The following is a 13,673-nucleotide window of genomic DNA, read 5'->3' on the forward strand; positions in this document are numbered from 1 at the left end:
CGCGCACCGGCCCTTTCAAAAAGTTAAGAAACCGCTCAGACCACAGACTGCTGCAGGCAATGCTCGACCAACGCTTCCAGCTCAGTCTGATACGCCTGCATCAGGGTTTCGATGGTGCTCGGACGGAACCGGCGGGTGCTGTACATGCAACGCATCGACAGCTTGCCGTCGAACACCTGACCAACGATTTCCAGCCAGTTACCGAGGTTGGCATCGAGGCTGTAGACGTCGCCGATGTGCTCGTCTGCTGGCAGCAACATCGCCTGCTCGTCGAACGTCTGGTCGAACTGCCCCAGATAGTTGAAGGTCAGGCGCGCCTGCGGCAACGCGGCCAACTGCTGTTGTACCGGCGCATCGGCCATGTAGCGCAGCGCGCCGTAGCCAACACCCTTTTGCGGGACCGCCGCCAATTGCTCGCGCACGGCAAGGATCGAAGCGCCGAAATCCTGCCCGGCCAACGGCGCCAGACGCACCGGAAACATAATGGTAAACCAGCCCAGCGTGCGGCTCAGGTCCAGCCCTTCGACCAGGTCTTCACGACCATGGCCCTCAAGCTGCACCAGCACCGATTCGGCTTCGCTCCAGCGGCATAGCACGCGACCAAGAGCGGTCAGCAGCAAATCGTTGATCTGCGTGCCGTACACCGCTGGTGCCTGCTTGAGCAATTGCCCGGTGCGGGTGGCGTCGAGACCCATGAAGGTCTCTTCGCGGAAACGCACCAGATTCTTGCCCCGCGGGTTGTCACACGGCAGATCCTTCCCCGGCTGACCCAGCTGTCCGAGCCAGTAATCGAGTTCCTGCTCGACCAGTGCCGGCACTTGCGCTGCAAGGCCATCGGCCCAGGCGCGATAACTGCTGGTGCGCTGCGCCAGTTGCGGTTCCCGAGACTGACTGAAAGCCTCGTAACTCAGTTGCAGATCCTGCAGGAAGATACGCCACGACACCGCGTCGATCACCAGGTGATGCACCACCAACAGCAGGCGCACTTCGCCGTCCGGCAAGTTCACCAGCAAGCCGCGCATCAGCGGACCATCGACGAGATTCAGGCTGCGCTGGGTTTCGTTGACCAGTGCCGCCAACTGCTCGATATCACCGATTTGGCGTTGCCACAGTAACGGATCTTGAGTGGCGTTACGCAGGCTGTCATCCAGCGACTGATAGTGCTGCAACCAGCGCCCCTGATCCTGGAAGAAGCGCAGGCGCAATGAGTCATGCTGCTCCAGCATCAGCCGCATAGTGCGTTCCAGTGCAACAGAGTCCAGTGGCTGGCGCGAGCGCAGCATCATCGCCTGGTTAAAGTGATGCGGCTCGCTCATGCCCTCGGCGAAGAACCACTCCTGAATCGGTAGCAGGCCGAACCCGCCGGCCTGAGCCACATGAGTGCTGTCCACGGTCTGGCTCGATTGCATCACCGCTTGCTGATCGAACAGGTTGCCGATGGTCTGGAAGCGCATCAGGTCGCGCAGCTTGATTTCCAGTTTCAGTTGCGGATGGTTACGTGCCCGGGAGATCACTTGCAGGCTGAGAATCGAATCACCGCCCAACTCGAAGAAGTTGTCGCTGATGCCGACGCGCTCGACCTGCAAGACATCCGCCCAGATCCCGGCCAGCCAGGTTTCCTCGTCATTGCGTGGTGCCTGGTACTGATCTGCCGAGAACTCCGGCTCGGGCAGGGCTTTGCGATCAAGCTTGCCGTTGGGCGAAATCGGCAGCCGCGCCAGACAGATAATCTGCAACGGCACCATGTATTCCGGCAACTGCGAGCGCAGCAAGGTTTTCAGGCGATCACCGGCATTGTCGTCATCACTGACCACATAGCCGATCAACTGTTTACCGGACACACCGTCACGCGCGATGACCACGGCGTCGGTAACGCCGCTCTGTGCCCGCAGGCAGGCTTCGACTTCGCCCAGTTCGATACGGAACCCGCGAATCTTCACCTGATGGTCGGCGCGGCCGACGTAATCGAGGATACCGTCGGCGCGCAGGCGCACCAGGTCGCCGCTGCGATACAGACGGCTGCCCGGTGCACCGAACGGGTCCGGCACGAAACGCTCGGCGGTAATCGCCGCACGTCCGTGGTAACCACGGGCAACCCCATAGCCGCCGATGTACAACTGCCCTGAAAGATCCTGCGGTAACGGATTGAGATCGTCATCCAGCACCCACAGCGAACGCTGGCCGACCACTCGCCCGATGGGCGCATAAGCCGCCGCACAGGCTTCATCGTTGGCCGCTTTCCAGAGCATCGGCGTGACCACGGTTTCGGTCGGGCCGTAGCCGTTGGTGATGAACTGCGGTTGCAGTACCCGGCGCACCTGGGCCAGGGTCTGTTCCGGCACCGCATCACCGCCGAGGCAGTAAATGCGCACCTTCGGCACAACCATGCCACTGGCCTCAACGTACTCGGCCACTTGTTTGAGATAGGCCGGCGGGAAGCAGGCAATATCAATCGAGCGGTTGAGCAACGCGTGACTGGTCTGCTCCGGCGTCCACAGTTCGTGATCGCGCAATACCAGCGTGCCACCGAATGCGAGCGTGGTCAGCCAACGTTCATGGGCACCATCGAAAGCGAACGACATGAAGTGCAACTCACGGGTGGTGTGATCCATTTCATACAGCTCGCGGATCGCCTGACAATGCATGCTCAACGGCCCGTGAGTCACCGCCACGCCTTTGGGCAGACCGGTGGAGCCCGAGGTGTAGATCAGGTACGCGAGGCTGTCCTCGACGGTTTGCACACGCGGCGTGGTGAGCGGATATTGGCTGGCGTCGAAATGATCCAGATCCAGCAATGGCAGACCGGCCGGCAGCGGCAGGCGCTGACTGGCGGCACCACGGCTGATCATCTGGCGCATGCCCGAATCTTCGATCATGAAAGCCAGGCGTTCGCTTGGGTAATCGATGTCCAGTGGCACGTAGGCAGCGCCGCTCTTGAATACCGCCAACAACGCAACCAGCATGTCGATAGAGCGCTCCAGCGCTACGCCGATCAGCACTTCCGGCCCGGCGCCGGCAGCGATCAGATGATGCGCCAGTTGATTCGCCCGACGTTCCAGTTGCGCATAGCTCAACTGCTCATCACCACACTCGGCGGCAATCGCCTCGGGACGTTGCGCGGCGATCAATGCCGGCAGCAAGTCACGACGATGCACTGCCGCCGGTTCCGCCCCCCACTGTTGCAAGGCTTGCCACTGCGGCTCGGCCAGACGTTGCAGGTTGCCCAGGCAGGCCTCTGGCGTGTGCATCATTGCGTGCAGCATCACCTCCATGGTCAGACGAATCCGCTCGACGGCTTCGACGCTGAAGCGGTCGCGCAGGAACAGGTACTCAATGGAGAACTCTTCGCCCAGATGTACCGCCAGGTCCATAGGGAAGTTGGTGACGTCGTGGCTGGCCGAAGTGCCGAAACGCAGACCACCCGGTGCCTGTTCCAGACGCTGGTCAATCGGGTAGTTCTCGAACACGATAATGCTGTCGAACAGCGGCTGACCGCCCTGCCCCGACCAGCGCTGGATATCCGCCAGCGGTGCGTGGGCGTGCTCGCGCAGATCGAGGTTGTAGGCCTGCAATTGGCTCAGCCAGGTATTGAGTGGTTGCGCCGGATCAAGCGTCTGGATCACCGGCAAGGTGTTGATGAACAGGCCCAGCATGCTGCCGGCATTCGGCAAGCCTTCCGGTCGCCCGGCCACAGTGGCGCCGAACGCCACGCTGTGCTGGCCGGTGTAACGCTGCAGGACCATCAGCCACGCACCCTGAATCAAGGTGTTGGCGGTAATGCCCTGTGCCCGGCAATGCTGTTGCAAAACGGCCGTCTGGTTTGCGTCCCAACGGGTGTAGATCGCCTGGTGACCGTGCTCGCTGGACTCATGGCGAGGATGCATGGCCTGGCTCAGCGCCGTTGGCTCGACCAGCGTTTGCAAGTGGCCTTTCCAGAACTGTTCGAGTTGCGCCGAATCCTGCTTCTGCAACCAGGCGATGAAATCGCGATAGCGCCCGCTCTCGCCTTCGACCTGACCGGTGGCATAGTGCTGCAAGACTTCGCCGAACAACTGCGAACTGCTCCAGCCGTCCATCAGGATGTGATGGCTGGTCCAGATCAACTGATGCTTGTCCGCACCGAGGCGGATCAGCCGTGTACGCTGCAACGGCATGCGGTTCAGCTCGAAACCCTGCACCCGCTGCTGGCGTGCGAATTCGGCCAGTTGCGCCTCGTCCATCGGTGTGTCGAGTGCTTGCAGATCGACGCTGCCCTGGCGGTGTACCACTTGCACCGGCGACGCCTGGCTGTCCTGCCAGTGGAACGAAGTCCGGAGGATTTCGTGGCGCTGCACCACGCATTCCCACGCGTCACGGAAGCGCTCGATGTCGAGGCCTTCGACCGACAGGTTGAGCTGGTTGACGTAGAGGTCGTCGCCATCGTCGGACAAGGTGTGGAACAACATGCCCTGCTGCATCGGTGACAGCGGATAGATGTCTTCGATGTCTGCCACCGGCACCGGCAACCCGTCCAGACGCGCCTGACTCAGGCTCGCCAACGGGAAGTCGGAAGGCGTCAGGCCGTGGTTGTCTGGCGCCAGGCAATGCTCGATCAGCAGCGCCAGTTCACGTCCGTAGTCATCGGCCAGTGCCTGCACGGTCGCGGTATCGAACATCTGCTCGCTGAAGCTCCACGACAGACTCAGTTCACCGCCATACACCTGGCCGTTGACCGACAACCAATTGCCCAGCGGCGCGCGCTCACTGAGGTCGCTGCCGGCGCTTTCGCTGGCCGGCATGAACAATGCCGACTCGTCGAACTGGCTGTCGAACTGGCCCAGATAATTGAAGGTGATTCTTGGGCTCGGCAACTGCGCCAACACCGCGCGCGCCGAATCGTTGCCCAAGTAACGCAAAGCACCGAAACCGATGCCCTTGTCGGGAATCGCGCGCAGTTGTTCCTTGATCTGTTTGATCGAATCGCCGAGGCCACTGACCGGTGTCAGGTGCACCGGGAATACACTGGTGAACCAGCCGAGCGTGCGGCTCAGGTCGATGTCGTCGAACAAGTCTTCGCGGCCGTGACCTTCGAGCTGAATCAACGCCGAAGCATGCCCGCTCCAGCGGCTGATTACTCGCGCCAGCGCGGTCAGCAGCAGATCGTTGACCTGCGTGCGGTAAGCCGCCGGGGCCTGTTGCAGCAATTGCCGGGTCAGGTCTGGCGCAAGACGTGTCTGCACACTTTGTGCGTAACGGTTTTCCAGGCTGCCGTCGGTACGTTCGCACGGCAGCGTCGCCGCTGAACCCTGCAAGTGCTCCTGCCAGAACGCCAGTTCGCCATCGAGGTTGGCGGCATGCGCTTGCAGACGTTCGGCCCAGGCCTTGAAGGCACTGGTCTTGGCCGGCAACTCCACGCCCCGACCGGCCCGCACCTGACTGAACGCGGTTTGCAGATCTTCCAGCAGTACCCGCCAGGAGACGCCGTCAACGACCAGGTGATGCACGATCAACAGCAGGCGCTGAGTCTGATCCGGCAGGTCCAGCAACACGCCGCGTAACAGCGGACCGTTCTGCAGATCAAGGCTGGCTTGTGCTTGTTGACAGATCGCTTCGATGTCGCCGATATCGCTCAACGAACGATGCCAGAGCATATCCGGCACAATCTGCGCAGAACGGTGACTGGCGATCCAGCCTGCGGCGTTTTCGCTGAACGACAGACGCAATGCATCGTGATGCACCACCAGCGCCTGCAACACCTGCTCGACCGTGTCAGCCTGCAACACCATCCCCGGTTTAAGTAGCAACGACTGATTCCAGTGATGACGCTCGGGAATATCGCTGGCGAAGAACAGCTGCTGGAACGGCAACAGCGGCGTCATCCCGCTGACCGGGCCCTGATCAATGGTCAGGCCCGCACCACCCAGTTGGGCCACAACTGCCAGTGCCTGCACGGTTTGATGCTGGAACAGATCCTTGGGCGTGAACTGAATGCCGGCCTGGCGTGCGCGGCCCACCACCTGAATCGAGATGATCGAATCGCCGCCCAGTTCGAAGAAGTTGTCCGTGGCGCTGACTCGCTCCAGACGCAACACATCGGCCCAGATCGCGGCAATGCGCTGCTCCAGTTCGTTACGCGGTGCGACGTAGCTGTTTTGCATCAGACTGGCGTCCGGGGCCGGCAGGGCCTTGCGGTCCAGTTTGCCGTTGGGCGTCACCGGCAATTGCGCCAGCACCATCAGATGCGCTGGCACCATGTGCGCCGGCAGACTTTCCTTGAGGCTGTTGCGCACGCTGTCGCGCCATTGCCCCGGCAATGCATCTTCGACCGGTTGGGTCGGTACCAGATAAGCCACCAGTTGCTTGCCGCTCGGTCCGGCATGCGCCAGGACCACGGCTTCACGTACGCTGCTCAGTTCGAGCAGACGGGCTTCGATTTCGCCCAATTCAATGCGGAAACCACGAATTTTCACCTGGTTGTCGACCCGACCCTGATAGTCGAATACGCCGTCGGCACGTTCGCGTACCAGGTCGCCGCTGCGATACAACCGTGCACCCGGCGCACCAAACGGGTCCGGCACAAAACGTTCGGCAGTCATTGCCGGCCGATCCAGATAACCGCGAGCCAGGCCCGTTCCCCCCAGATACAACTCGCCCATCACTCCTTGCGGCAAAGCGTTCAGATCAGCACTGAGCACGCAAGTGCTACGGTCGCCAATACGCGTACCGATAGGCGCATAGGCGGCGCCGCACACGTCGTTGCGTGCGGCCTTCCAGATCAGTGGTGTGACCACGGTTTCTGTCGGCCCGTAACCGTTGATGATGTAGTCCGGTGCCAGCGCGGCGCGAGCTCGTTCGAAACTGTCATTAGGTACCGCATCACCGCCAAAACAATAGATGCGCACTGCCGGCGGATTACCCGCCTGCTCAGCGTGCTCCGCCAGTTGTTGCAGGTACACCGGAGGGAACGCGGCCACGGTGACACCGTGTTGCTGCATCGCGGTGTAGGTCTGCTCCGGACTCCACAGGCTGTCGTCGCGCAACAGCAGGCGCGAGCCATGGGTCAACGGGGTCAGCCAGCGTTCATGGGCACCGTCAAAGGCGAACGACATGAAGTGCAACTCACAATCGTCCGGGGTCATTTCGTAGCGCTTGCCGATGGCCTGGCAATGCATGGCCAGCGGGCCATGCGCAACGCAAACGCCTTTCGGTTGCCCGGTCGATCCGGAGGTGTAAATCACATAAGCGAGGTTCTCCGGATGCAGTTCGACTTGCGGCGCGGTGTTCGGCAGCCCGGCGGTTTGCAGAGTGTCGAGGTCCAGCGCATGCAGGCCGTTGCTCAACGGCAGTTGCCCACGCAATTGCGAGTCGGTGAGCAACAGGGCAATACCCGAATCTTCGATCAGGTAAGCCAGGCGCTCACGCGGATAACTGGCGTCCAGCGGGACATAAGCACCACCGGCCTTGAGCACTGCCAGCAACGCCACCAGCATCGACGGACTGCGCGGCAGCGCAACGCCAACCCGCACTTCCGGGCCGACACCTTCGCCGATGAGTAAATGCGCGAGGCGATTCGATGCGCTATCCAGTTCAGCGAACGTCAGCGCCTGATCGCCACAGCGCACCGCTTCACGTTCTGCGTGCTGCGTGGCAATCAGCGCGATACGTTGCTGCACCAGCAACGGGTCGGTACACGGCTGTGCACGGTTACTGACCTGCAGACGCACCTGCTCGGCGCTGCTCAACAAAGTCAGCGCACCCAGACGGGCATTGGCCGACTGGACGAATTGTTCCAGCAACGAGGCCAATTGCGCATGCAAACGCACAATGGCGCCATGGCTGAAGTGCGCCGGGGTGAAGCTGTAATGCACCGACAGCGTTTCGCCAAGATTGACCCCGACGGTCAGCGGGTAGTTGGTCTGTTCGCGGGTATCCACCGCGCCGAAATTCAGGCCCAGCGACGAACCCTGCTCCAGCGCCTCGGAGATCGGGTAGTTCTCGAACACCAGCAAATTGTCGAACAGACCATCGCTGCCCTGCCCCGACCAGCGCTGGATATCGGCCAGCGCTGTGTGCTCGAAATCACGCAGGGAAATATTCAGTTCCTGCACGGTTTGCAGCCATTGGCCGACGGTCAGTTGCGGCTCGGGACGAGCGATTACCGGCAAGGTGTTGATGAACAATCCGACTTGCTGTTCGACCCCCGGCAGGTTCGCCGGGCGCCCGGACACTGTCGCGCCGAAAGCCACGGTCGGCTGCCCGGTATAGCGTTGCAGCAGCAACAGCCACGCCGCCTGCACCAGAGTGTTCAAGGTGACTTTCTGCTGCCGGGCAAATTCGCTCAGGCGCAAGGTGCCGGTCGCATCGATCCACTGCTGATACTGGTCGGCAGCGCCGCCACTGGCATTCGCCGCATGATCAGCGAGGCCTTGGGCGAGACGGGTCGGCTCGTCGAATTGCGCCAGGCGCTCCAGCCAGAATCGTTCGCTGACCTGACTGTCCTGACGTTGCAGCCAGGCGATGTAATCGCTGTAACGACCAACGGTCGCAGCGGGAGTTTGTCCGGCATAGCGTTGCAGCACTTCGCCGAGCAACTGCGAGTTGCTCCAGCCGTCCATCAGAATGTGGTGACTGGTGTAAAGCAGTTCGTGGCGATCCTCGCCCGTGCGCACGACCACCAGGCGCAGCAGTGGCACTTGCGTCAGATCGAATCGACGGTTGCGCTCGGTATCGGCCAGCGCATCCAGTGCATCCGCCGACTGATCGCGCCAGTCGTGAGCGGTGAACGGCAACGTGGCCGAGCGCTCGACGATTTGCAACGGTACCGCTTGCTCGCCTCCCCAGACAAACCGCGTGCGCAGAATGTCGTGGGCATCGAGGGCTGCCTGCCAGGCCTGACGGAAGCGCTCGACATCCAGCCCTTCGACCGAGACGCGCATCTGATTGATGTAATCGCCAGAGCCTTGCTCATAAAGCGTGTGGAACAGCATGCCCTGTTGCATCGGCGACAGCGGATAGACGTTGTCCACCGACTCCGATTGCGGCAGCAGTGCATCGAGTTGCGTCTGGTTCAATGCCGTCAGCGGGAAATCGGACGGTGTGACGCCATGGTTGTCCGGGTCGCAGCAATGCGCGATCAACGCGTTAAGTTCTTGCGCATAGTCATCGGCCAGACGCTGGATGGTTGCCTCATTGAACATCTCGCGGCTGAACGACCAGCTCAGATTCAGCTCACCGCCATAGACGTTGCCGTTGATGTCCAGCCAGTTGGCCAGCGGCGCCAGCGCGCTTTGCTCCCGCCCGGTGCTTTCGCTGGCCGGGACGAACAGCGCAGCCTCGTCGAACTGACTGTCGAACTGCCCCAGATAGTTGAACGTGATACGCGGCACCGGTAGCGCGGCCAGCGTCCGGCGTGCCTGCTGGTCGCCCAGATAACGCAAGGCGCCAAAACCCAGGCCTTTGTTCGGCACGCTGCGCAGTTGCTCTTTGACCGCCTTGAGCGAGTCGGCCAGCGCCAGCGCAGGCGTCAGGCGTACCGGGAACAGACTGGTGAACCAGCCCACGGTACGGCTCAGGTCGACGTCATCGAACAGTTCTTCACGGCCATGGCCTTCGAGCTGAATCAAGGTCGAAGCCTGGCCAGTCCAACGGCAGATCACACGAGCCAGCGCGGTCAGCAGCAGATCGTTGATCTGCGTGCGGTACGCTGCGGGTGCCTGTTGCAACAGTTGCCGCGTCTGGTCGGCACTGAGACGGGTTTCGACGCTCAGCACATGCTGGTTTTGCAGGCCGGCGTCAGGGTTGTCACACGGCAGATCGGCGCTGGCGGCGCCCAGTTGCCCGGCCCACCAGGCCAGTTCGTTTTGCAACTCGCCACCCGCGAAGGCTTGCAGGCGTTCAGCCCAGGCCTTGAACGGGCTGGTCTTGGCCGCGAGCTTGATCGCTTGTCCGCTCTGCACTTGCTCGCAGGCACTCTGCAAGTCTTCGAGCAATACCCGCCACGAAACACCATCGACCACCAGGTGATGGATCGCCAGCAACAGCCGTTGGCTTCCGTCAGCCACATCCAGCAGTACCGCGCGCAACAGCGGCCCGACTTGCAGATCAAGGCTGCCTTGAGCGGCGTCACACACGGCTTCGATTTCGTCGCCATGTTGCACCGTCACCCTTTGCAGCAAAGGCTGGTTAGCCGGCGCACGGTGCGTGGCGGTCCAGCCGTCAGCGCCCTCGACGAAGCTCAGGCGCAACGCGTCGTGATGTTGCACCAACGCCTGCAAGGCTTGCTCCAGCACCTGGGCCTCAACCGCTTGCGCAGGCTTGAGCAGCAGCGACTGGTTCCAGCGCTGACGCTCGGGAATCTCCAGCTCGAAGAAACGCTGCTGGAACGGCAGCAAAGGCGTGACACCGCTGACCGGCCCCTGATCGATACTGAACGCCGCCTCGCCACGCTGGGCGACCCGAGCCAGACCTTGCACGGTCTGGTACTGGAACAGGTCTTTGGGAGTAATGCGCAGACCGGCCTGCCGGGCGCGACTGACCACTTGAATCGAAATGATCGAGTCGCCACCCAGGGCGAAGAAGTTGTCGGTCACGCCGACCTGCTCCAGCCCGAGCACTGCCTGCCAGATCTCGCACAACTGTTGTTCGCTGTCGTTGACGGGTGCCAGATAGGTCTGCTGCTGCAGCGCGGCGTCGGGTTTGGGCAGCGCCTTGCGATCCAGTTTGCCGTTGGGAGTCAGCGGCAGGTGTTCAAGGAACAACAGATGCGCCGGGACCATGTATTCCGGCAAGTGTTCGCGCAGCGCAGCCTTGAGCACTTCGCGCAGGCGCGCCTGCTCCTGGGCATCGCCCAAGGCGCCATTGAGCACGATATAAGCGACCAGTTGCTGACCGCTGGCACCTTCCTGAGCCAGTACCGCCAACTCGCGCACGACATCTTGCTGCAACAGCCGCGCTTCGATTTCACCCAGTTCGATACGGAAACCCCGGACCTTGACCTGATGGTCGATACGCCCGACATATTGCAGGTTGCCATCGGCCAGATAACGGGTCAGGTCGCCGGTGCGGTAGAAACGCTCGCCGGGCGCGCCAAAAGGGTTCGGCAGGTATTTTTCTGCGGTCAGCCCGGGACGCGCCAGATAGCCGCGCGTGATCCCGGCACCGGCCAGATACAACTCGGCCGCGACACCCTGCGGCACCGGTTGCAGTTCGCCGTCGAGGACGAAACTGGCGGTGTGCTTGAGCGGTCGGCCAATGCTCGGCTGGCCACCGGCGGTGCGTCGGGTCCAGGTCGAGTACGTGGTGTCTTCCGACGGGCCGTACAGGTCAAAAACGTGCTCGACCGGGGTCTGACGGTACAAGGTATCGACCAGCGACTGTTTGAGCGGCTCGCCAGCCAGATTGATGATGCGCACGCTCGACGGAATTTCCCCGCTGCGTTGCAGTGCGGCGATGGCCGAAGGCACGGTGTTGATCAGGCGCACCTGATCGCGGGCCGGCAACTGCGGCAATTCCAGCGCATTACGCGCGATGATCAGCGAGCCACCGTTGGCCAGCGTGACAAACAACTCCCACACCGACAGGTCGAAACACACCGACGTCGAGGCCAGCACACCCTGAATGTCGTCACGACTGTAGACCGACTGCGACCAGTCGATCAGGGCCAGCACGTTGCGATGGGCAATCGCCACGCCCTTCGGTTTGCCAGTGGAACCGGAGGTATAGATCACATAGGCGAGGTTGTCGGCATCGACACGAGAGGTGGGTGCATGCGTCGGGTAAGCGGCGAAATCGCTGTCGGCGTTGTCCATCAACAGCACATCGGTGCCGCTGCCAATCGCCAGGCTGGCGGCCACGTCGCGCTCGGTCAGCAGGCACAGCGCACGGCTGTCCTCAAGCATGTAAGCAACGCGATCTGCCGGATAATCAGGGTCAAGCGGCACATACACACCGCCAGCCTTGAGCACGGCCAACAACGCGACCAGCAGGTTTTCCGAGCGTTGCATGGCCACGCCGACCCGCACTTCCGGTCCGACACCGCGCTCGATCAACGCATGGGCCAACGGGTTGGCGCGCGCCTCCAGCTGCGCATAAGTCAGTTGGCGGTCAGCAAACGTTACTGCCAGTGCATCCGGGGTTTGCCCGGCCTGACGAGTGATCAACTGATGGATGCACAGCTCACTGGCAAACGGCGCGTCCGCACGATTCCAGTCGTGCAGCATCAGTTGTCGCTCGCTGGCATCGAGCATCGGCAGCTCACCAACCCGCTGCTGCGCGTTGCTGACGATGCCCTTGAGCAACGCCTGCCAATGCCGCCCCATGCGCTCGATGGAGACGCCGTCGAACAAGTCCGTGGCGTAGATCAACGAGGCCCAGACACCGTCCGGCGACTCTTGGGTTTCCAGGGTCAGGTCAAACTGCGCGGTAAGGCTGTCCCAGTTCACACTTTCGACACGCAGCCCCGGCAACTGCATGGCCTGACTGCTTTGCTTTGCCCCGCTCTGGTGGTTGAACATCACCTGGAATAACGGACTGCGGCTGAGGCTGCGTTCCGGCGCCAGCGCTTCGACCAATTGCTCGAACGGCAGATCCTGATGCGCCTGAGCACCCAGTGCCGACTGCCTGGCCTGAGCCAGCAACGCACTGAACGGCATGCTGCTGTCGAGGCTTGCGCGCAGCACTTGAGTGTTGACGAAGAAGCCGATCAAACCTTCGGTTTCGGCACGGTTGCGGTTGGCTATCGGCACACCGATACGGATGTCGTCCTGACCGCTGTAACGGTGCAACAAGGTCTGGAACGAGGCCAGCAACAACATGAACATGGTCACGCCTTCCCGGCGGGCGATGTCCTGCAAACCCTTGCTCAACGCCGCATCCAGTTGCAGATCCAGGCGTGCGCCGCGATAGCTTTGCACCAACGGGCGCGAATGATCGGCGGGCAACTCCAGTACACCCGGATCACTGCCCAGATGCTCGACCCAGTAATTCAATTGCCGCTCACGCTCACCGGCGTCCATCCAGCTACGTTGCCACTGGGCGAAGTCGGCGTACTGGATCGGCAATGCCGCCAGCGTGGCCGGCGTGCCGCGACTGAACCCGGCATAAAGTTCGATCAGCTCACCGACCATGACCTGCATCGACCAGCCATCGGAAATGATGTGGTGCTGGACCATCACCAGCACGTGATCGTCCGGCGCCAGACGCAACAGGCAGACGCGCAGCAACGCGTCCTGCTCCAGGTCGAACGGGCGGGCGATCTCGGCTTCGATGGCCGCGCGCAAACGCGGTTCATCGACTTCACCGTCCAGCTCGCGGATCTGCATCTGCAAGGCGAACGGTGCCTTGATCAGTTGAATGGCCTGGTCCTGATCCCCTCGGGCAAACCCGGTGCGCAGACTTTCGTGACGCTCGATCAGCGTATCGAAACTGCGCTGCAATACCGCCATGTCCAAAGCCCCGCGCAAACGCAGTGCCGTGGGAATGTGGTACGCCGCGCTGTCCGGCTCCATCTGCCAGAGAAACCACTGCCGCTCCTGGGCATAAGACAACAGCAGCGGTTCACCTTCAGTGCGCCGAAAAATCGGCGCGATGCCATAAAGGTTAATGCCCTGTTTGCCCAGTAGAATCGCCAGCGCCTTGCGTTTCTCGGGAGAAAGCGCGCCTACCGATTCAATCAACTGCTGCATGCCGTGGTCCTC

Annotated in this window: 1 protein-coding gene; it reads right to left on the minus strand. The window is 62.0% G+C overall.

Going from position 1 to position 13,673, the window contains the following annotated elements:
• Nucleotides 1–35 precede the first annotated feature (35 nt).
• Nucleotides 36–13,661 carry a non-ribosomal peptide synthase/polyketide synthase gene (locus tag ACTWLJ_RS26060; protein WP_445179055.1) on the minus strand — a complete coding sequence of 4,542 codons (13,626 nt, stop codon included), beginning with the start codon at nt 13,659–13,661 and terminating at the stop codon, nt 36–38.
• Nucleotides 13,662–13,673: the final 12 nt, after the last annotated feature.

Source organism: Pseudomonas sp. McL0111, from assembly GCF_052567255.1.